Source organism: Providencia sp. PROV004, from assembly GCF_011045615.1.
Classification (GTDB): domain Bacteria; phylum Pseudomonadota; class Gammaproteobacteria; order Enterobacterales; family Enterobacteriaceae; genus Providencia; species Providencia rettgeri.
In genome coordinates, this window is record NZ_CP042859.1 from 3,036,585 (window position 1) to 3,057,370 (window position 20,786).

Consider the following 20,786-nt stretch of genomic DNA (forward strand, 5'->3'; position numbering starts at 1 on the left):
GAGCCGCCGCCCTATTGTGGTTTACCACATACCCGTAGCTAAATTGATCTAACGCAACGAATAACTCAAATATGTTAAAAAAATCGCCTAGGCCGTTGTATCACATACTATTAATCATGCTACTGACGTGGTCTTTGCCTGCAATTTCGGCACAATGGACTATCGGAGTATTAGCCTTGCGTGGACCGAGTTCCACCCAATCTCATTGGCAACCACTTATTGACACACTCAATGAGTCGATTCCTGGGGAACGTTTTACGTTACAACCACTCAATTTAGATGAAATGAAAGAAGCAATTTCCAACCGTAAGATTGATTTTTTACTGACGAATCCTGCCCAATTTATTCAGTTAGATAACCGCTATCATTTACGTTGGTTGCTCTCCCTTCGTTCTGATGTGGAGCCCAACAGCACGACGCGTAATGTTATTGGCAGCTTAATATTAGTTCGCAAAGACAGTGATATATCAGAAGTTAAAAACCTAATTGGCAAAAAAGTCGGCGCTATCTCGCCAGATGCTTTTGGTGGCTATTTATTAGGTTACAAAGTGTTAAGGGATATGGGCTACGATGCGGCTAAAGACTTTAAGATGCAATTTTTAGGCTTTCCTGCTGATGCATTATTATATGCACTGCGTGATGATTCATTATCTGCGGCAATTGTTCCTGTCTGTTTATTAGAAAATATGCATAGCGAAGGGCTGATTGATAAAACACAATTTCGCCCACTAATTCAACATCCAAGCTCTCTCTCTTGTTTAACTAGCACAGAACTGTATCCAAACTGGTCTTTTGCTGCCTTAAGTGAAGTGCCGGATAATTTAGTCGACAAAGTCACCAAGACATTATTATCAACCGATAAAGCCGCCATGCGTTGGGGAGCTCCGGCCTCGGTGACTCAAGTTGAAACCTTGCTCAGGGACGTTAACCAACACCCGCAACAACGTCAAATCTGGCAAGATATCGTCAGTTGGACCATTCAAAACCAAATCACTCTTAGCCTTGTCGCGTTATTTTTTGTGTTACTTGGCATTAATCATGTTTGGATTGCCTTTTTGGTTAGGCGCCGTAGCCGCCAATTAGAAGAAGCGCATAACCGCTTACGAGAACAAGAAGCCAATTTACAAAAGGCACAGCGGTTAAATATTTTGGGGGAAATGGCTTCTGGATTTGCTCATGAATTGAATCAACCCCTGTCTGCAATCCGCCACTATGCCCAAGGGTGTATTCTACGCCTGACTAAAGAGTCTGAAAGCCACCCATTAATTAACGCATTAACAAAAATCGATGACCAAGCTCAACGTGGAGCCGATATCATTCGTAATTTACGCCTCTGGGCGGGTAAACCAAGTCTTGACCCGGCAGTCACCTTGAGCCAACAATCAGTTAAACAGGCCATTAATCATATTTGGCAATTATTGCGTGCAGACCAACACTACCCCGATGCAAAGTTAATTTTACCTGAAACGCCTGACATCTCCCTGATGTTGCCTGATACGTTACTTGAGCAATTACTTTCCAATTTAATCAGCAACAGTTTACAAGCGGGGGCAACCCTACTGCGTTTCGAGTTTCATTTTTCACAGCAGCATTTTTTACTTGTCTTGCAGGACAATGCCGGAGGTATGCCTGCGGGTCAATTAGAGCAAGGTATCACACCATTTACTACGACTAAAAAAGAAGGTTTAGGGTTAGGTTTAGTGATTTGCCAGCGTTTGATCCAAAGCCAAGGTGGCGATATTCGTATCGAAAATAACCTGAGTGATGATGGATTACATGGCCTAATGGTCACTCTCATTTTCAATTATCACAATAAAATCGTGGATTGAGCATGTTTTGCCACGTAATTGATAACATTCACATTAACTATATGTGACAATGGCTTTATTACGATAATCAATGCTCATTACATAAAGCACCCTATTTTGTCACCCTCTACACGACGAGGTATATGTATGCCAGTGATCCATCTCGTGGATGATGACCCCGATGTGACGGATGCCTGCCAATTCTTACTAGAAACATTGGGCTATAGCGTTACCGTTTGGAATGACAGTGAAGCATTTATCCAAAATGCGGCATTACACCAAGAAGGTGTGGTGTTATTGGATATGCGCATGCCTAAATTAGACGGGCGACAAGTTCACCAATACCTGAGGGAACAACACAGCACATTAGCCGTGATCTTTTTGTCTGGCCATGGGGATATCCCGATGGCGGTAGAACAAGTGAAACTGGGTGCCGTTGATTTTCTACAAAAACCCATTGATAGCCAACAGCTTGCTAAGACCTTAGAGCAAGCTCGCTCACAAACCACGAAAGCCACTGAAGGGTATTTAATTAAACAGCGCTATGAAACGCTCACGCCTCGTGAAAAAGATATCTGTGGCTATGTGTTGCAAGGCTTAATTAACCGTGAAATTGCTGAGGCAGCCTGTGTTTCTGTGCGCACCGTTGAAGTTCATCGGTCTCGTGTCATGGAGAAAATGGCTGTTCGCAACTTAGCTGAGTTAATGAGCACCATGCAGGCAGTTAACGCTTTAAACGAATAATTTGATATAGTTTAATCATGCCTTTTTATTAATTTATGACTAATATATTCGGATAATAATGATACTAGCTCCAAAATTTCAAAAACGGTTCCTCCATCCTCGTTACTGGCTAACTTGGCTAGGTATTGGCGTATTATATCTTCTTGTTTTATTGCCTTATCCTGTCATTTATTGGATGGGAACTCGTTTAGGTTTGTTTTCCAAGCGCTTTTTGAAAAAGCGGGTGAAAGTCGCAGAACGAAATTTGCAATTATGCTTTCCAGAGATGAGTGAGCAGGAACGGCAGCGTTGCATAGACAAAAACTTTGAATCTGTCGGCATGGGCTTATTTGAAACGGGTATGGCTTGGTTTTGGCCTGATTGGCGCGTTCGTCGCTGGGTCAAAGTCATTGGGGAAGAAAATGCCGTTGCAGCCCGCCAAACTGGCAGAGGGATTATCGCGCTCGGCGTTCATTTTCTAACCTTGGAAATAGGTGCGCGTGCCTTTGGTATGTTAAACCCGGGTATTGGTGTGTATCGCGCCAATGATAATGACCTGCTTGATTGGTTACAAACCCGTGGGCGGTTACGTTCCAATAAATATATGTTGGATCGCAAAGATATGAAAGGCATGGTACGCGACTTAAAAAATGGGGAAATTTTATGGTATGCCCCCGACCATGATTACGGCCCACGCAATAGTACATTTGCACCTTTATTCGCTGTAGAAAATGCAGCGACAACCAATGGTTCACAAATTATTTTACGCCTGGCTTCCCCTTTAGTGGTGCCTTTTACCCCAAGGCGTTTACCTAACGGTAAAGGTTATGAATTGATCATTCAACCTGCCATTGATGATTTCCCAATTGAAGATAATGTGGCTACCGCAACCATGATGAACCAAATTATCGAAAAAGAAATCCTCAGGGCGCCAGAACAATATATGTGGCTACACCGCCGTTTTAAAACACGCCCTGAAGGGGAACCTTCGTTATACGGGGATTTAGACAAAATCCATCATTAATGATTAACGTAATCAGATAAATTATGGCGTGATTTTTCAACTATTTTTTATGATGCTTTTCTTGCTGTTTTTTATACTGTTTTCTCTAAATATGGCGTGATTTTTCAACTGCTTTTTATGATGTTTTTCTTGCTATTTTTTATGCTGTTTTCTCTAAATATGGCGTGATTTTTCAACTGTTTTTTATGATGCTTTTCTTGCTGTTTTTTATACTGTTCTCTCTATATGGCGTGATTTTTCAACTATTTTTTATGATGTTTTTCTTGTTGTTTTTCATACTGTTTTCCCTAAATAGTCGGGTCTACAGCTAGGCGGCAAAATGAAGATATCCCGAGGAGCATACATAAGTATGTGACTCGGGTAGCTGAATGAAGCTAACAACGCTGTAGAACTGAATATGACGGGAAAAGTGACTTGGGTAGCTGAATGAGGCCAACAACGCTGTAGAACTGAATATGACGGGAAAAGTGACTTGGGTAGCTGAATGAGGCCAACAACGCTGTAGAACTGAATATAACGGGAAAATTATGACGGGAAAAACAGAGTATTGGAAACGTAACCTATACGTCGTGTGGTTCGGCTGTTTTTTAACAGGTGCCGCCTTTAGCCTGATCATGCCTTTTCTCCCGTTATATATTGAAGAACTTGGTGTCAAAGACCATGCTTCGTTGAATTTATGGACTGGTGCCGTTTTTAGTATCACCTTTTTATTTTCTGCCATTGCCGCTCCATTTTGGGGGAGATTATCCGATCGCAAAGGGCGAAAATTAATGCTATTGCGATCCGCGCTGGGCATGGCGATTGTCATGGTGTTAATCGGCTTTGCGCAGAATATTTGGCAATTATTAGCCTTAAGAGCCATATTAGGTTTATTGGGTGGCTTTGTTCCTAATGCTAACGCGTTGATTGCAACTCAAATTCCCGTGAAAAAAAGCGGCTGGGCTATGGGCGTCCTTGCGACTGGTGCGGTCAGTGGCGCACTTATTGGCCCATTAATCGGCGGTTTTCTTGCTGACCAATATGGCTTACGCCCCGTCTTTTTTATTACAGCAACGGTGCTGTTTATTTGCTTTTTTGTCACGCTCTTTTATGTTAGAGAACGCTTCACGCCGGTTTCGCGCAAAGATGCATTGTCCAGCAAGCAAGTATTTGCCTCACTACGCAATAAGAATTTAGTCATTAGCTTGTTTTTCACCACGATGATCATTCAAGCTGCGATGGGGTCAATCAACCCCGTGATCACCCTCTATGTTCGGGATCTATCTGATTCTTTAGAAAACCTCGCCTTTGTCAGTGGTGTAATAGCCTCCATTCCCGGTGTTGCGGCTTTAATCAGTGCGCCCATGTTAGGTAAACTCAGTGACCGAATAGGCCCTGAAAAAGTTTTACTCGCCGTGCTGGGCGCATCTATTTTTGTATTATTCCCAATGGGGTTGGTAAGTAGTTATTGGGAGTTAGGCTTTCTCCGATTTATGCTTGGGGCACTAAATGCAGCACTATTACCTGCGGTACAAACGTTAATTATCTATAATATTTCTCACCAAGTGACTGGGCGTATTTTCAGCTATAACCAAGCATTACGCGATGTTGGAAACGTGACAGGGCCTTTAATGGGCTCCTTTGTCGCTGCCACCTATGGTTTCAGAGCCGTATTCTTTTTCACTGCGGCGTTAGTTCTCTTCAACTTAATTTATTCATGGTTAGTTATCCGGCGCCAATCCGATGGTCTACGCGCTTCCCCGTCCGGCCAATAACCCCCTTGCTATTTTTTGTACAAAAACCTGATGATTTATACGCTTTATTGTCTCACTTTGCTTAAAATTAAAATTTTACAACCTCAAGCAATTGATTTTAAACAATTTAATCGATTCAAAATTCTTTCTTTTATTGTCAACTAAAATCCTGTATCTTCCCCTAGCTTATCGTGAGAAATGAGAGTTATATCGACTTTTCACCTTAAAAGCACACCTTTTACAATAAATTCATTCTGTATATAGGTGATTCTATAATAATGTATGTTAAAAATATGTTTCACACGCTTGTGTTAACATATCAATAACAATTGACATTCAAGCGCACGGCTTGGTGTTTTATATCATGCACAACCTCTCAAGAGAGTATTTATGGGAGTTCACAGATGAACAATTCTGCGACTAAAACAAAAACTTTTTTTGGGCATCCATACCCATTGAGTTCGCTTTTCCTCACAGAAATGTGGGAACGCTTCTCTTTTTACGGAGTTAGACCGTTACTTATTCTATTTATGAGTGCGGCATTATTACAAGGTGGAATGGAATTACCTATTGAACAAGCTTCCGCTATTGTCGGTATTTTCGCTGGTGGGGTTTATATCACCTCGTTGCCGGGTGGTTGGTTAGCCGATAACTGGTTAGGCCAGCGCCGCGCGGTTTGGTACGGCTCATTAATTATTGCGTTTGGCCATTTATCCATCGCAATGTCTGCCTTTTTATCAAATACCTTCTTTTTCGTTGGTTTATTACTCATCGTATTAGGTACAGGGTTATTTAAAACCTGTATTACTGTGATGGTAGGAACGCTGTATAAGAAAGAAGATACACGTCGTGATGGCGGTTTCTCTCTGTTCTATATGGGTATTAACATGGGTTCATTTATTGCCCCGTTAATTATTGGTCCACTTCATGAAAAATATGGCTGGCATTTAGGTTTTGGCCTTGGTGGCTTAGGAATGCTAATTGCCCTGTTAATTTTCCGTTTTTACGCCATTCCTCAAATGCGCCGCTATGATAAAGAAGTTGGCCTTGATTCCACATGGAACCGCCCAACAGTTGAGCGCAAAAACGTGGGGAAATGGGTAACCTTTGCCATGGTATTATTGGCCATACTGGTTGTCTTGATTGATAATGGTACGATTCCATTTAATGCCTCAATCATCGCGAAAAGCTCTGCTTATGTTATCTCGACCTGTGTGGGCATCTATTTCTTATTTATGTTCTTCCTTGGCGGTTTAAACAGTAGCGAGCGTTCTCGCTTACTGGCTTGCTTAATTTTACTGATTGCAGCCGCATTCTTCTGGTCCGCTTTTGAGCAAAAACCGACTTCATTTAATATCTTTGCTCGCGACTATACTGACCGCCAAATGGGCAGTTTTGAAATCCCAACCATTTGGTTCCAATCAATTAATGCGTTGTTCATTATATTGTTAGCCCCAGTATTTAGCTGGTTCTGGCCTTCTCTGGCTAAACGTAATATGAACCCAAGCAGCATGACCAAGTTCGTGATTGGTATCTTATTTGCTGCAGGTGGCTTTGCTATCATGATGGTGGCAGCAAACCAAGTGCTTGCAACACAAAGTGGCGTTTCCCCTTTCTGGCTAGTTGGCAGTATCTTATTACTGACATTAGGAGAACTGTGCTTGAGCCCTATCGGCTTGGCAACAATGACTTTGCTCGCACCACAAAAAATGCGTGGTCAAGTGATGGGGTTATGGTTCTGTGCGAGTGCGTTGGGTAACCTTGCCGCAGGTATCATGGGTGGTAACATCCGTAAAGACCAATTGGATTCAATGCCTGAGCTATTCTCCCATGTCTCTATTGCGCTGGTCATCTGTGCGGTCGTATTGGCAGCGTTGATTATCCCTGTCAGGAAAATGCTCAAAAATGCAGACAAAAATGAAGCAAATGCTTAATAACGCGGATTAATTGTCTTTTATCCGGTAGCAACCCACACGCTACCGGATCTCCCCCCAGCTTCATTAGCCTATTAATAATTTGCCTATTATATTTCATAAAATAGGCGTTATACTGGCCTTTCATCATCCCATAATGACTCTTGGAAACCCTATAATGAGCCTTTCTGCTCCCATTTACTATGTTGATGCTTTTACAGATACCCTTTTTCACGGTAATCCCGCAGCGGTTGTATTACTCGATAATTGGTTATCAGATGAACAGCTAATTGCAATTGCCGCAGAAATTAATTTGTCAGAAACCGCATTTTTAGTCGGCCGCCATATTCGATGGTTCACCCCTAAAGTCGAAGTAAAATTATGTGGTCATGCAACACTTGCCGCAGCCTTTGTGTTAAACCATGTGCTCCAACAAAACATTCATCCTTTAACATTTAGCTCTTTATCAGGTGAGTTGGTTGTGACACAAAATGCCCAAGGGTTTACACTCGATTTTCCAATTATTGAATCTGTACAAAGTCATCCAGACCAATACCCACACCTCGCTGACATCCTTGGAATCAAAATCAAAGAGCTTTGGATAGCGAAAGACCGTTACCTGTGTTTTCTTGAAGGTGCAGAACTCGTTCAAAACTGCCAGCCGGATATGCTAAAGCTTTCACAGCTTTCTCTACCTGGATTAACAATTACAGCAGAAAGTGCTAATAGCGATTATGACTTTGTTTCTCGTTATTTTGCCCCTGCAAAAGGGGTTGATGAAGACCCTGTAACAGGCACTTCACATTGTGCTATTGCACCAATATGGGCAAATCGGCTAAATAAAGTGCAGTTAGTTGGCCATCAAATATCATCACGCGAAGGAGTAGTTCATTGCGAGCTAGCCTCTGGTCGAGTAAAACTAACAGGTAACGCCGTTTTGTTTCTAACAGGCCAAATCCTAATTTAAGTTTTATAAATCAATAAACTAGAATAAAAGCCATTTTTTCCTGCCTGTTTCTCCTACTTCAATTCCGCCAGCGCCATTATTTTTCTTGAAATATTGGCGCCCATTTCATATTAGAAAAAAATTTTTTTAACATTTAACTAAAAATTTTAATTCCAGCTCAATTTAGTTTACAATCATAATCATTATTAAAGATATAATTACAATTATAAATATTTCTAATTGAAGCTTTGGTCAATAGTGAAAAACTCATTCGATATAAGGAACTTTATAAGATGGCTATTACTAGAAGAAAATTTTTGATTGGTGGTGGCGTTGTTGCCGTTGCTGCAGGGGCCGGAATTTTAACTCCAATGTTAACGCGTGAAGGTCGATTTGTTCCTGGTAAACCGCGACATGGTTTTGTCGCAGGAACAGAAGGTCCTCTACCACAGCAAGCTGACGTCGTTGTTATTGGTGCTGGAATTCTAGGAATTATGACAGCAATTGAGCTGGTTGGGCGCGGTTTAGATGTTGTTATTGTTGAAAAAGGTAATATTGCAGGCGAACAATCATCCCGCTTCTATGGCCAAGTCATCACTTATAAAATGCCAGATGAAACCTTCTTACTCCACCACTTAGGCAAACAACGTTGGAGAGAGATGAACGCGAAAGTCGGTGCAGATACAAGCTATCGTACTCAAGGGCGCGTTGAAGTACCGTTCGATGAAGAAGATCTTGTTAATGTTAGAGAATGGATTGATACTCGCAGTAAAAACGTCGGTTCAGATATTCCATTCAAAACACGCATCATTGAAGGCGCAGAACTCAACCAGCGCTTAAATGGTGCACAATCTAAATGGACTATCGCAGGTTTTGAAGAAGACTCCGGTAGCTTAGATGCTGAAATTGCGACCTTCGTCATGGCAGATTACGCGAAAAAATTAGGTATCAAAATTTACACTAACTGTGCTGCTAGAGGCTTAGAAACACAAGCAGGCGTTATTTCTGATGTCGTCACCGAGAAAGGGCCTATTAAAACCTCGCGTGTTGTTGTTGCAGGTGGTGTCTGGTCAAGACTGTTTATGCAAAACTTAGGCGTTGATGTCCCAACATTACCAGCTTATCAATCTCAGCAACTGATCACCGGTTCACCAACTGCGCCAGGTGGTAACGTTGCTTTACCAGGCAATATTTTCTTCCGTGAACAAGCGGATGGTACCTACGCAACATCTCCTCGCGTGATTGTTGCTCCGGTTGTTAAAGATTCCTTCGTCTATGGCTACAAATACATTCCACTGCTGTCGATGCCAGATTTCCCTGTCCATATTTCATTAAATGAACAGTTAATTAATTCATTTACTGAACCAACAAGCTGGAAAATGGATGAAGTTTCACCATTCGAAAAACACAGAAATATGACTGCATTACCTGACTTGCCTGAGCTGAATGCATCATTTGAAAAATTAAAAACAGAATTCCCTGCATTTAAGGATTCTAAATTGATTGACCAATGGAGTGGTGCTATGGCCATCGCACCAGATGAGCACCCAATCATTTCTCAAGTCAATGAATACCCAGGTCTAGTTATCAATACTGCGACAGGCTGGGGAATGACAGAAAGTCCTGTTTCTTCCGAGCTCACCGCTGACTTGTTATTAGGCAAAGAACCCTCACTGAATGTGAAACCATTTAGTCTATACAGATTTAGTTAATACTTGTTTGTAAAATTTGCTCACAAAAAACCCTTCAATATGAAGGGTTTTTTTATTACCTATTGTGGCTCTATTGCTTAATATTCGAAACTTAAATCAAATGGAGTGATTATGAATAAATCACTATTGGCAATAGCAATTTCACTGTTAAGTGCCACAGCTTTCGCTGAAAAAAGTTACACCGTAGGGCAATTAGAGGACATGATTGCTGATAACAACAAACCACAAATTGCAGCCCCTGTTTTAGATGGTTCTATCGCAAAAGCTGTTCGTATGAGTGCAGAGTATTTAGATAATTAATTCCATGCCTCATTAGAATTTAAAAGCTCATAATTTGAACTCTGGGCCTTTAATATTCCCTCTTCTGATTTTATCTACAGCTGACATTCTCAAAAATTTCCCTGCCGGAACGATTCACTTCACATTTATTGCTGAATTAGTTTGAAATGAGTATTACACTTAGCTTTTAACATTATTGCTTTTAACAATTACTAGCATACTAAGTAACAATTGTAAGGTAGACCATGAGTTCCATCGCTGACGATGTCATCACACAAAAAATTGAGCAATCCATTTCTCGCGTATCTAAAGTGGTATTTCCAACAACAACTAACCACCACAGCACCCTATTTGGCGGTACTGCTCTCGCTTGGATGGATGAAGTTTCTTTTATTACCGCAACACGTTTTAGCCGTAAGCGCCTTGTTACGGTCTCCACTGAAAAAATTAATTTTACTCATCCAATCCCTTCAGGAACCATTGTTGAGTTGGTGGGTAAAGTCATTCGAGTTGGAAGAACCAGTTTGACGGTCAATGTATCGATTTTTTTAGAAGATATGTATTCAGAAGGTCGTGAAGAAGTGATACATGGCCAGTTTAATTTTGTTGCAATTGATGACAATGGTAAACCTACCCCACTATTTGAGTCATAAGCTTTTTTAAGCCATCAACATAAAGGTTTTGTTTATATTGCTAAAGGTGCGAATTCTGTAAACTTTAATTCACACCTTTCTAATAACACATCAGCCGCCCTTATTTAATTCACTTTTCTCACTTCTGATGTGTTTTATATCGAAAATTTATTCGTATTAAATGTTTTTATAAAATAATCACCCTAACGCCTTAAACCACACTTAAAATATCAATTAATATTCCATTCCCTTATCTTTTCATCTGCCTGGCATGACTTCTTAATCATTTCTCTTATTAATATCTTGTTACAACAAACACATAACGTAGCTAAAAGATAGGAAATCCCATACCCTAATATATTGTATATTTTTATTATATATTGATATTTTTAAATTAAAATCGTAGAGTATAGATGATGCCAATAACTCTAAAAATGCGTAAACCCCTCAGGCTTATAGCTTATTTTATATTACGTATTTTGATGTAAACTTTTCTTTATGTAATATACTTTGTTGGTAATAAATCTCATTGAGACATTTTATTAAAAATAGAAATAAACAACGCTAAAATAAGATATCAAATTATGCTTAGAATTCTTTCATTTATTATTTTATGTGCCTTTTCAATTAACCTAAGTGTCGCTGCGGTTCCCAAAGAAACTATCAAACGTATCGAGCAAGAAGCGCAAAAAGGCGATATAAAAGCGCAAGTCATGTTAGGAATTGGCTATTACCTTGGTAACGAGCTTAAACAGGACTATGGTAAAGCAAAAAAATGGTTAACGATGGCATCGAATAAGGGCAATTCTGATGCTCAGTTGTTTTTAGGGGACATGTATTTAAATGGTAATGGCGTTGAGGCCAACCTTGAAACAGCCATGGATCTATTCGAAAAATCAGCCAATAAAGGCAATGTTGAAGCCCAAAATTATATGGGCCAGTTTTACTATCAAGGTATTGGTGTAAAACAAAATTATATTACGGCTTTTGAGTGGTTCAAAAAATCTGCTGATAAAAAATTTCCACCCGCACAATACCAAGTCGGTAAAATGCTAGAAAGTGGAGAGGGAATTGAAATCAATGAAAAATCTGCAGCTGAATATCTAGCTCAAGCCTGCAAAGCTGGCTTAAAAGAAGCTTGCGTAAAAAAATAAATCTACCCCAATATTTCCTGCATTTTACCTGATGTTATTCATTATAATGGCATCAGGCTCCCCTCTTTTTTTGATGAAAAATCTTATTACGGCTACTTGCTCACACCCTTCCACCAATAAATTCATTACTATTAATAATCAATTTCACAATGTATGATATTGTTCTAAACTTATAATATAAAAGAGAAAGGGAGATATTATGTACAATACAATCTTAGTTCCGATCGATGTAACCGAAGATGCTCTCACTAACTTATTAGTTCCTCATGTTAATTCGCTACAAAAATTGAATGATGCAACAGTGCACTTTCTTGCCGTAACCGCACCAATTTCAAACTATTTACGCTATGGTGGCACCATCTTACCAGGAGACTTCCCTGACGACGAAAAACAAGCTGAAATTATCCTTACAGAATTAAAAGAAAAAATTAAACTATTTGATATCCCTGCAGATAAAATAAAGGCGAAAGCAACCGTTGGTTCTGTTAAAGACGAAATTTTGGCAACCGCAGAAGATATCAACGCCGATATTATTCTATTAGGTTCACGCCGCCCGAGTATGTCAACCTATTTGCTGGGCTCTAATGCCGCCTCAGTAGTTCGTTATGCAAAAACTAGTGTATTAGTGGTTAGATAATAAAGACTAAAGTGCTATTTGGAGCTTAAGCAAACACATTTTACAAACAAAAGGTTTAGCCTTAATGATTGTTACAAAAAACAGCAAAGACATACACTTTATAGGGCTATTTATGTGTTCATTTAGGGTAAATTAAAGGCTCATAAACATTTTCGTGATTTTCACGCCCTGCTTTTTTAGCGGGGTTTTTTTATGCTATAAAACTGATGAATGGCTTAATCTAAAGCGTTTAAAAGGAATACCATCAAAATCAACAATGCGTTCTTCAGTAAAACCATAACGTAAAATCGCGGATACTTTCTTGCGTGTTAACGGTAAATGTATTGTAACTGACTCAACCTTCAGTGATGTAAAAGCTTTATTAATAATATTCTTAACAATAGATTTTCCCTTTCCCCAAAACTTAGGATGTAACACTAAAGCTAAATCTGCATCACCCGCTTCATTTTGTAATCCTCCCCAGCCGGCAAATTGGTCATCAATCATAATGGCCCATACTCCATAGCCATGTTGCTCCCAATGCAGCTCTTTTCCTGAAACCCACTGCTGGCAGGCCTGTTCATCGAAATGGCTGCTGCCTAGAGGCATATGTTCAAGTACAGCTGGATGAGTATTTAATGCGATAAGATCTGCGGTAGCAATTTGATTTAGCTGAAAAAACTGAATAGGCATAGTGACTATTTTGTCCACATAAGATATTAATAAACCCAATATATAATTTGGCTATCTTCCCAAAAAATGATGCCCCGCTCAAGTTTGTAGGGCATCAATATACCGTGATTACTGTTCTAAGGCTGTCGCCATGACTTTTTGAAAATCTTCCCAAGAACAATAGCCGCTTTTATCAATTGGACACCCTTTTAGCTCTAATGTGACATGTTTAGGCGGTGTTTGTAATGATAAATACGTATTATCTCTAAGCTGGTCTGCAGTTTGGTAAACATATTCGACTTTCATAAAATCTTTATTCGCTTGCTTATCTGTCCAGCGTTGGAACACTAATTTACCTCCAATCGGGGTATGTTCATACTGCTCTGGTAATTGATACGGTTTAAAATCCATTGCTGACATGAGTGACGCAATATTCGAGTCATGACCGACTAAGAATATAAATTTTGCTGTTTCTCCTTTATCGACCGAAACAAAGCCTTTATCGATATAATTGAGTATTGGATGTGCGACATTTTTTGCAATGATTTTTGGCGTAAATAACGTTTCTTGGTAAGCATTTTTTAGCGTATTCAGTTTTTTCCATTTTTCAGGGGTATTCACAAGCCCCCAAGCCACTTCATTAGCAGGAAAACCTTCATAATATTGAAGGTCTATCGCATCCACCGCTGAATTCGCAATTTTTAATGGACCACTGACGCCTGGTTCTTTTTCAGCTTCAATAATAAAGCTGTTTTTTTGGTTATTTAAATTACATAATTTGTCTGTTTTACATTTCTGAGAATCTTTAATATTCAGAACACTATCTAATTCGTCATAACCCGCAGTCAGTGATAACCCTTTAAAATATTGTTCCATCTCAGCGAGTGCCTGCTGTTTAAATTCAGGGGAAGCATTGGTAATAATTGGGTTAAAAACAGGGTCCATTTTACCAATTTCAGGCTGATGATGAATACTTACCTTGCATCCTGGAAATGCGCCTGCAGCAAAGAATTGGGCAGTTGCTATCGTTCTTTGGAGACTATTTGTATAAAGGTATACATCCTCATTACTTGTTGGACACAGTTCATCTGCAAGTAATTTGTTTTGGTCTATCCACTCCCTAAAATAATGCCCCATGTAGACTTCAAGTGCGCCGCCTTTAGTAGTGAGATAACCACTTTGTGCATCCCATGCAGGCCATTTTTTATCAGTCACTTCAGTAAGAATACCGGTATTTACGATAGGTGTACGTAAATTATGGCGGCTAAGGACTAAAACTTGATCTAAAACCATATCTGTTTTGCTATCTGTACTCGCTAATACAGGCGCAATAGGTGTTAATAATGCCGTAGATAAACAGAGAGTTAGCAATTTATATTTCATTAATATACCCCTACAATTAAAGCAACAAAGAAAAATACGTTCATCGCTATATAAAGAACTTAGCGAAAAATCACACCGCAACTTATCTAATAATGACGAAGTTGACTTTTTTTTCTGCGATAAATATCTCAAAAACAATCTTAAGGTAAATTAAAAACAAACGATTGACAGAAGAAAACCAGCAGTTAAGATTTTCCAATCAATACACGGAGATAATATAATGATAGTCCAAAGCGCAACACGTGCACACGATGATGATATTATTCGTGTTTGGGAGTCTTCAGTGAGAGCAACTCACCATTTTTTAACTGAAGAAAAAATTGCTGAACTAAAAATTGCTATCAAAGATATTTATTTGCCGTATTTAGCTGTTTTTGTGACATTCAATAGCGCAGGCAATATGACCGGTTTTCTAGGGTGCGATAAACACCGCCTTGAAATGTTGTTTATTTCCCAAGAAAGTAGAGGCCAAGGTACAGGGAAAAAACTGCTTCAATATGCCATTGATACCTTAGGCATTACTGAGTTGGATGTTAACGAACAAAATCCTCAAGCTATCGGGTTCTATCAACATATGGGTTTTACACAATATGCACGTTCTGAATTAGACGGCGAAGGTAATCCATTCCCTATTCTTCATATGCGTCTTAATAAAAAGTAGCCATGAAAATCATTGAGTTAGAAACAATACGTTTACGGCTACGTGGGTGGCAAGAAGAAGATAAACAGTCATTTTACCAAATGAATAGCCATCCCGATGTCATGCATTATTTTCCTTCTGTGCTTAATGAGCAGCAAAATGCACAATTTATGCAAGCCATCATAGATAAATTTGCTCAACAAGGAGGATGGGGATTATGGGCTGTTGAATTAAAATCCAATAGACAATTCATTGGGTTTATTGGTTTAAATATTCCCGCCTCTAATTTACCTTTTTCCCCTTGTATCGAATTAAGTTGGCGTCTGTTACCGGAATATTGGCACCACGGCTATGCCACACTGAAGGAGCGAGTCGTGTCATCGAATATGCTTTTGATAAACTAAATCTGCCCGAACTGGTTGCATTTACGGCAGTGGTTAATTCACCATCAGAATCCGTAATGAAAAGACTAGGAATGATAAAACAACTAAATAACTTTTATCACCCAGCACTCCCTGATGGCCATTGGTTGCAAGAGCATGTGTTGTATCGCATCAAGGCCAGTGACTTTTTAAACAAATCTCATCAATAAGAAACCATATAAGCCCAAATACCCACAAAAAAGCCATCACAATGTGATGGCTCAGATTTGCAGCCAAACATATTATGTTTAGCTGCAAATCTAATAGGTTTTGAAAATAAATTAGGAAAATCAATTTATTGATTTTCGGCTGATAACACAAAGTGGGAAAAACCACGCTTTTATCCCGCTTTGTCAACAACCTAAGCCATCACAATGTGATGGCTTAATGTTATTTAGCACCTACTGCGTAAATTATTTTTTACTTTCAGCTTCGGCTTTGGCTTCTTTCGCTTCTACATCACGGTACCAACGAGGGTGATGTTTTCGCGCCCAACGGCGGCTAACTTTCCCTTCGATCATTCCGTTGATTGAACCTTTAACCCAGAATGCCATGTACATATGAATTAAAATGGCATGGATCAATACAATTGCAGCAACGGCATGAATCAACAACCCCCACCGCACAACCCACATTGGGAATAAATGTGCAAAATAAGGGCGCCAAATGATAATACCAGTTATCAAGAGCACAAAAATCAGGCTCATGATGCTCCAGAACATCATTTTTTGACCGGCGTTATATTTACCTACATCAGCCACTTCATGTTCATTACCCTTCAATACTTCGACAATATTTTTAATCCAAGGTAAGTCTTGCTTATCTGGAATATTGTGTTTCACAAAGCGAACAAACATAAACATCAGCACAACGAAAATCAACACACCAAAGAAGGGATGTAAAATCCGTCCCATTTGCGGTGTACCAAAGGTTTCCGTCAACCATTTCAATGTTGGGAAAAATAACGCGATCCCCGACAAAGCAACCAAGAAGAAGCTGATGACAACCGTCCAGTGACACGCGCGGTCAATAAACTTTGTCCGCACAATCATTTTGCTTTTCTTACTCATGGTCATCTTTCTCCTCTTCATCACTCACTTCTTTGTTTGGACCAATTCCCACATAGTGGAAAATCAACCCTGCAAAGGTCGCGATAAATCCAACGACAGAAAGTGGTTTCAAGATGCCCTGCCACAGATTGATTGGTGTATCAATTTGTGGGTCTTTAGGCAGGCCATGATACAGTCCAGGTTTGTCAGCATGGTGAAGCACATAAACAACATGCGTACCACCCACACCTTCAGGATCATAAATTCCCGCTTGCGCATACCCCCGATTTTGCAATTTAGTTACGCGCTCTGCACCGTATTCCAACATCTCTTTTTTCGTGCCGAAACGGATAGCCCCCGTTGGACAAGTTTTCACACATGCTGGCTCTTGACCAACACTCACCCTATCAACGCACAAGGTACACTTGTACACTCGATTGTCTTTCGGGTTTAACCGAGGAATGTTGAATGGGCAACCCGCGATACAATAACCACAACCAATACAGTGCTCTGATTGGAAATCCACAATACCATTTGCGTACTGAATGATTGCTCCAGCTGATGGGCAAGATTTCAAACATCCAGGGTCGGTACAGTGCATACAGCCATCTTTACGGATCAACCATTCTAGCTTACCCATTTCAGTGGTTTCGCTAAAACGCATCACCGTCCACGATTTTGCGCTTAAATCCGTTGGGTTATCATAAACCCCAACGCAATGACCAACTTCGTCACGGATATCATTCCACTCAGAACATGCCACTTGACAAGCTTTACAGCCGATACAAGATGACACATCAATGAGCTTACAGACTTCAAGCTTATCATCACGCGCTTGTGGCGGAGGCGTAATGCTATTGGTCGCGGAACGTTTAATAATGTCTTGAGATTGCATGGACATGTTCCCTCCCTTACGCCTTCTCAATGTTAACTAAGAATGCCTTATACTCAGGTGTCTGAGAGTTAGCATCGCCGACAGACGGCGTTAACGTATTGGTGATAAACCCTTTTTGAGTCGCGCCTTCAAAGCCCCAGTGAATAGGTAGTCCAACTGTTTCAATTGGTTTGCCATCCACCATCAGCGTTTGTAATCTAGGAGTGACAACTGCAACAGCCTTGATAAACCCACGTTTACTGCTGACTTTGACCTTATCGCCTAACGCAATTCCTTTGGCTTTTGCTAATGTTTCGCTGATCTCAACAAATTGCTCAGGCTGAGCAATTGCGTTCAAGCGAGCATGCTTAGTCCACGTATGGAAATGCTCTGTTAAACGGTATGTGGTTCCGACATAAGGGAAATCTTTGTGGTCACCAAGACGTTTCTTGTCTTCATCAAAAATCCGCGCCGCTGGGTTAGAAACCACATTCGGGTGCAACGGGTTAGTGCCAAGTGGTGTTTCAAATGGCTCATAGTGCTCAGGGAATGGCCCTTCAGCCATCTTATCGATAGCAAATAAACGACCTAAACCTTCTGGTTGCATGATGAATGGCCCAGTTCCGACTTCAGGAGCAGAAGCATTGAAGTCAGGAATATCATTACCGACCCATTTTTTACCATTCCACTCGATAAGCACGCGGTCTTTATTCCACGGTTTACCTTGGGTGTCACAAGAAGCACGGTTATAAATCACACGGCGGTTCAGAGGCCATGCCCATGCCCAACCAAGTGTATTACCGATACCGGATGGGTCGCTATTATCACGATTTGCCATCTGGTTGCCTTTCTCAGTCCAGCTACCAGTGTAAATCCAGCAAGAAGATGCCGTTGAACCATCTGCACGCAATAAAGCAAATGAGCTGAGTAGTTCGCCTTTTTTCGCTTGTAAATTGCCATCGGCATCATAAAGATCAACCAGTGCAACACCGTTGTTTTCTTTCGCCACTTCTTCTGATTCCGGATGGAATTGTTGTTTATAATTCCATTTCATTTGCATCAGAGGATCTTGGCCTTGGCCGCCTTCTTTCTCATACAGTTCACGGATTTTATACAGAATACCGGTCAATATTTGGCCATCATTACGCGCTTCACCTGGAGCATCTGCCGCTTGCCAGTGCCATTGTAACCAACGGCCTGAGTTGGCTATCGAACCATCTTCTTCCGCAAAACAAGTGGATGGTAAACGGAACACTTCGGTTTGAATCGAAGCTGTATCAACGTCATTCATCTCACCATGATTTTGCCAGAAATTAGCCGTTTCAGTGACTAACGGGTCGACAACAATCAGGTATTTCAACTTACTAAGGCAGCTAACCACTTTATTTTTATCAGGGAATGACGCTACTGGGTTAAACCCTTGACAGATATAGCCAGTCACTTGGTCTTTGCTCATCATGTCAAAATACTTCATCACATCATAAGCTTGGTCCCATTTAGGTAACCAGTCATAACCCCATTGGTTCTCAGCTTGAGCGGAATCCCCATAGAAAGACTTCATCAAACTCACAAAGAACTTAGGATAGTTGCTCCAGAAATTTACCTGATTTGGCAATGTCGCTTTTGGCGTATTCGCAGTAAGGTAGCTATCAATGTTCTGATGTTTTTCAGAAGGTAGTGTCAAGTAACCCGGTAAACTGGTTGATAGTAACCCTAAATCTGTTAAGCCTTGAATATTCGAGTGCCCACGTAACGCGTTCACGCCACCACCAGCAACCCCCATGTTACCTAGCAGTAACTGGATCATGGCCATGGTACGAATATTTTGTGCACCAACAGTATGTTGTGTCCAACCTAACGCATACAGGAAAGTCCCGGCTTTATCTGCCGCGCTTGTTGTGGCTAAAATTTCACAAACCTTCAAGAAGTCTGCTTTTGGTGTTCCACAAATTTGCTCAACAATATCAGGCGTATAGCGTGATACGTGTTTGTGAAGTAAATTCCACACGCAACGTGGGTCTTGTAAAGTGTCATCGCGTAATGCGTGACCATTTTCATCAAACTTATAGTTCCAACTGGTTTTGTCATAACTACGCTTATCAGCGTCATAGCCACTAAATAAGCCATCGTTAAAGTCAAAATCATCTCTAACAATCAATGATGCATTGGTATAGTTCTGAACATATTCAGCATTGATTTTTTGATTTTCAATCAGGTACAGTAAAACGCCCGATAAAAAGGTAATATCGGTACCTGAACGAATTGGGACATAATGGTCAGCAACTGATGCGGTACGCGTAAAACGCGGGTCTATGACAATCAGTGTGGCATCATTATTATTTTTCGCCTCAATTGCCCAACGGAACCCAACAGGGTGTGCTTCCGCAGCATTACCGCCCATAACGACGACAACATCGGCATTTTTGATATCAACCCAGTGGTTGGTCATCGCACCGCGACCAAATGTTGGAGCAAGACTTGCTACCGTTGGTCCGTGTCAGACACGCGCTTGGTTGTCAACCGCTAGCATTCCTAGCGATCTGGCGAATTTTTGTGTCAACATTCCCGTTTCGTTACTGGCAGCTGATGCGCAAAGCATTCCTGTTGATAACCAACGGTTTACTGTTGTTCCTTCAGCATTTTTTTCGATGAAATTCGCATCGCGGTCATCTTTCATTAAGCGTGCAATGCGTGTGAAGGCATCATCCCAACTAATGCGCTCCCATTTATCAGAGCCTGGTGCTCTATATTCAGGATAACGTAAACGATTTTCGCTTTGGATATAATCGAGCAGACCAGCCCCTTTAGGGCATAAAGCACCACGGTTTACCGGGTGGTCTGAGTCACCTTCGACATGGAATATCGCGGATTTAGCATTCATGGCGCCATCGCCCATGCTATATATTAGTAATCCACAACCGACAGAACAGTAGGTACAAGTATTACGCGTCTCTTTAGAGCGAAGTAATTTATATTCACGTACATTAGCTATTGCCATTCCAGGCATAAAACCTAACGCAGCTACAGTTGTACCTGCCATCCCGCCAGCGCAGATTTTAAAAAACTTTCTGCGACTAACGTTCATTGCTACCTCTTTATATTTTTTGTATAAATCGGTGAGAGAATAGCAGCCTAATATGATTAGATATTGCCTAAAATCAATGAAAGTGAAAATAAAAGTTTAATTAATATTAACTGAGTAGTTA

Annotated in this window: 18 protein-coding genes; 13 read left to right on the top strand and 5 right to left on the bottom strand. The window is 40.6% G+C overall.

Going from position 1 to position 20,786, the window contains the following annotated elements:
- The first annotated feature begins 71 nt into the window (after positions 1 to 71).
- The 11 genes from ttrS to FVA69_RS13825 all read left to right on the top strand — a co-directional run bounded on the left by ttrS (position 72) and on the right by FVA69_RS13825 (position 12,561).
- Entirely contained in the window at positions 72 to 1,829 is a 1,758-nt protein-coding gene (ttrS, locus tag FVA69_RS13775) for a tetrathionate respiration histidine kinase TtrS (protein ID WP_109911087.1), read from the top strand.
- Between the two features lie 126 nt (positions 1,830 to 1,955).
- Positions 1,956 to 2,552 (top strand): tetrathionate respiration response regulator TtrR, encoded by a 597-nt coding sequence (gene ttrR, locus FVA69_RS13780; RefSeq protein WP_109911086.1) that lies wholly within the window; start codon positions 1,956 to 1,958, stop codon positions 2,550 to 2,552.
- Positions 2,553 to 2,610: 58 nt separating this feature from the next.
- Positions 2,611 to 3,555 carry a Kdo(2)-lipid IV(A) acyltransferase gene (locus FVA69_RS13785; RefSeq protein ID WP_004909761.1) on the top strand — a complete coding sequence of 315 codons (945 nt, stop codon included), beginning with the start codon at positions 2,611 to 2,613 and terminating at the stop codon, positions 3,553 to 3,555.
- 527 nt (positions 3,556 to 4,082) lie between these two features.
- The gene (gene mdtG, locus FVA69_RS13790; RefSeq protein ID WP_164528963.1) at positions 4,083 to 5,309 is read left to right on the top strand and encodes a multidrug efflux MFS transporter MdtG; all 1,227 of its coding nucleotides are present in this window, start codon (positions 4,083 to 4,085) and stop codon (positions 5,307 to 5,309) included.
- 383 nt (positions 5,310 to 5,692) lie between these two features.
- Positions 5,693 to 7,222, top strand: a complete 1,530-nt coding sequence (locus FVA69_RS13795; RefSeq protein WP_004909757.1) for a peptide MFS transporter — start codon at positions 5,693 to 5,695, stop codon at positions 7,220 to 7,222.
- A gap of 157 nt (positions 7,223 to 7,379) precedes the next feature.
- Positions 7,380 to 8,168, top strand: coding sequence for a PhzF family phenazine biosynthesis protein (locus FVA69_RS13800; protein ID WP_164528964.1), 789 nt, complete (start codon positions 7,380 to 7,382; stop codon positions 8,166 to 8,168).
- Between the two features lie 272 nt (positions 8,169 to 8,440).
- Positions 8,441 to 9,859, top strand: coding sequence for an NAD(P)/FAD-dependent oxidoreductase (locus FVA69_RS13805; protein WP_004909751.1), 1,419 nt, complete (start codon positions 8,441 to 8,443; stop codon positions 9,857 to 9,859).
- Positions 9,860 to 9,970: 111 nt separating this feature from the next.
- Entirely contained in the window at positions 9,971 to 10,159 is a 189-nt protein-coding gene (locus FVA69_RS13810) for a hypothetical protein (RefSeq protein WP_004909749.1), read from the top strand.
- Positions 10,160 to 10,383: 224 nt separating this feature from the next.
- Positions 10,384 to 10,791, top strand: coding sequence for an acyl-CoA thioesterase (locus tag FVA69_RS13815; protein WP_004909747.1), 408 nt, complete (start codon positions 10,384 to 10,386; stop codon positions 10,789 to 10,791).
- A 563-nt stretch (positions 10,792 to 11,354) separates the two neighbouring features.
- Positions 11,355 to 11,924, top strand: a complete 570-nt coding sequence (locus FVA69_RS13820; protein WP_004255883.1) for a tetratricopeptide repeat protein — start codon at positions 11,355 to 11,357, stop codon at positions 11,922 to 11,924.
- Positions 11,925 to 12,123: 199 nt separating this feature from the next.
- Entirely contained in the window at positions 12,124 to 12,561 is a 438-nt protein-coding gene (locus FVA69_RS13825; protein WP_004909739.1) for a universal stress protein, read from the top strand.
- A 195-nt stretch (positions 12,562 to 12,756) separates the two neighbouring features.
- Here FVA69_RS13825 and FVA69_RS13830 read toward each other — a convergent pair whose 3' ends face one another.
- Together FVA69_RS13830 and agp are read right to left on the bottom strand one after the other, a co-directional pair.
- Positions 12,757 to 13,233, bottom strand: a complete 477-nt coding sequence (locus tag FVA69_RS13830; RefSeq protein ID WP_109911082.1) for a GNAT family N-acetyltransferase — start codon at positions 13,231 to 13,233, stop codon at positions 12,757 to 12,759.
- A gap of 108 nt (positions 13,234 to 13,341) precedes the next feature.
- Positions 13,342 to 14,595 (bottom strand): bifunctional glucose-1-phosphatase/inositol phosphatase, encoded by a 1,254-nt coding sequence (agp, locus tag FVA69_RS13835; protein WP_109911081.1) that lies wholly within the window; start codon positions 14,593 to 14,595, stop codon positions 13,342 to 13,344.
- A gap of 220 nt (positions 14,596 to 14,815) precedes the next feature.
- Between agp and FVA69_RS13840 the strand changes: the two genes are divergently transcribed.
- Both FVA69_RS13840 and FVA69_RS13845 read left to right on the top strand, forming a co-directional pair.
- Entirely contained in the window at positions 14,816 to 15,256 is a 441-nt protein-coding gene (locus FVA69_RS13840) for a GNAT family N-acetyltransferase (RefSeq protein WP_004909731.1), read from the top strand.
- Between the two features lie 2 nt (positions 15,257 to 15,258).
- Positions 15,259 to 15,639, top strand: a complete 381-nt coding sequence (locus tag FVA69_RS13845; protein ID WP_336431434.1) for a GNAT family N-acetyltransferase — start codon at positions 15,259 to 15,261, stop codon at positions 15,637 to 15,639.
- 431 nt (positions 15,640 to 16,070) lie between these two features.
- On the opposite strand, the gene fdnI is transcribed toward FVA69_RS13845, so the two are convergent.
- Genes fdnI through fdnG form a run of 3 tightly spaced genes read right to left on the bottom strand, consistent with a single transcriptional unit; the run spans position 16,071 to position 20,665 of the window.
- On the bottom strand, positions 16,071 to 16,727 hold the full coding sequence (gene fdnI / locus FVA69_RS13850; RefSeq protein WP_004909726.1) for a formate dehydrogenase-N subunit gamma: 657 nt from the start codon (positions 16,725 to 16,727) through the stop codon (positions 16,071 to 16,073).
- On the bottom strand, positions 16,720 to 17,607 hold the full coding sequence (gene fdxH / locus FVA69_RS13855) for a formate dehydrogenase subunit beta (protein WP_164528965.1): 888 nt from the start codon (positions 17,605 to 17,607) through the stop codon (positions 16,720 to 16,722). Before fdxH ends, fdnI begins: the two co-directional genes overlap by 8 nt.
- Positions 17,608 to 17,617: 10 nt before the next feature.
- Positions 17,618 to 20,665: a formate dehydrogenase-N subunit alpha gene (gene fdnG / locus FVA69_RS13860; protein WP_117162065.1), complete on the bottom strand. Its 3,048-nt coding sequence runs from the start codon at positions 20,663 to 20,665 to the stop codon at positions 17,618 to 17,620.
- Positions 20,666 to 20,786 lie beyond the last annotated feature (121 nt).

Excerpts from the sequence above, each read along its gene's own strand:
- FVA69_RS13810 (WP_004909749.1), top strand. The coding sequence starts at position 9,971 with ATGAATAAATCACTATTGGCAATAGCAATTTCACTGTTAAGTGCCACA.
- FVA69_RS13845 (WP_336431434.1), top strand. The coding sequence starts at position 15,259 with ATGAAAATCATTGAGTTAGAAACAATACGTTTACGGCTACGTGGGTGG.
- mdtG (WP_164528963.1), top strand. The coding sequence starts at position 4,083 with ATGACGGGAAAAACAGAGTATTGGAAACGTAACCTATACGTCGTGTGG.
- agp (WP_109911081.1), bottom strand. The coding sequence starts at position 14,595 with ATGAAATATAAATTGCTAACTCTCTGTTTATCTACGGCATTATTAACA.
- FVA69_RS13800 (WP_164528964.1), top strand. The coding sequence starts at position 7,380 with ATGAGCCTTTCTGCTCCCATTTACTATGTTGATGCTTTTACAGATACC.
- FVA69_RS13795 (WP_004909757.1), top strand. The coding sequence starts at position 5,693 with ATGAACAATTCTGCGACTAAAACAAAAACTTTTTTTGGGCATCCATAC.
- FVA69_RS13825 (WP_004909739.1), top strand. The coding sequence starts at position 12,124 with ATGTACAATACAATCTTAGTTCCGATCGATGTAACCGAAGATGCTCTC.
- FVA69_RS13840 (WP_004909731.1), top strand. The coding sequence starts at position 14,816 with ATGATAGTCCAAAGCGCAACACGTGCACACGATGATGATATTATTCGT.
- FVA69_RS13785 (WP_004909761.1), top strand. The coding sequence starts at position 2,611 with ATGATACTAGCTCCAAAATTTCAAAAACGGTTCCTCCATCCTCGTTAC.
- ttrS (WP_109911087.1), top strand. The coding sequence starts at position 72 with ATGTTAAAAAAATCGCCTAGGCCGTTGTATCACATACTATTAATCATG.
- FVA69_RS13815 (WP_004909747.1), top strand. The coding sequence starts at position 10,384 with ATGAGTTCCATCGCTGACGATGTCATCACACAAAAAATTGAGCAATCC.
- fdxH (WP_164528965.1), bottom strand. The coding sequence starts at position 17,607 with ATGTCCATGCAATCTCAAGACATTATTAAACGTTCCGCGACCAATAGC.
- ttrR (WP_109911086.1), top strand. The coding sequence starts at position 1,956 with ATGCCAGTGATCCATCTCGTGGATGATGACCCCGATGTGACGGATGCC.
- FVA69_RS13820 (WP_004255883.1), top strand. The coding sequence starts at position 11,355 with ATGCTTAGAATTCTTTCATTTATTATTTTATGTGCCTTTTCAATTAAC.
- fdnI (WP_004909726.1), bottom strand. The coding sequence starts at position 16,727 with ATGAGTAAGAAAAGCAAAATGATTGTGCGGACAAAGTTTATTGACCGC.
- FVA69_RS13805 (WP_004909751.1), top strand. The coding sequence starts at position 8,441 with ATGGCTATTACTAGAAGAAAATTTTTGATTGGTGGTGGCGTTGTTGCC.
- FVA69_RS13830 (WP_109911082.1), bottom strand. The coding sequence starts at position 13,233 with ATGCCTATTCAGTTTTTTCAGCTAAATCAAATTGCTACCGCAGATCTT.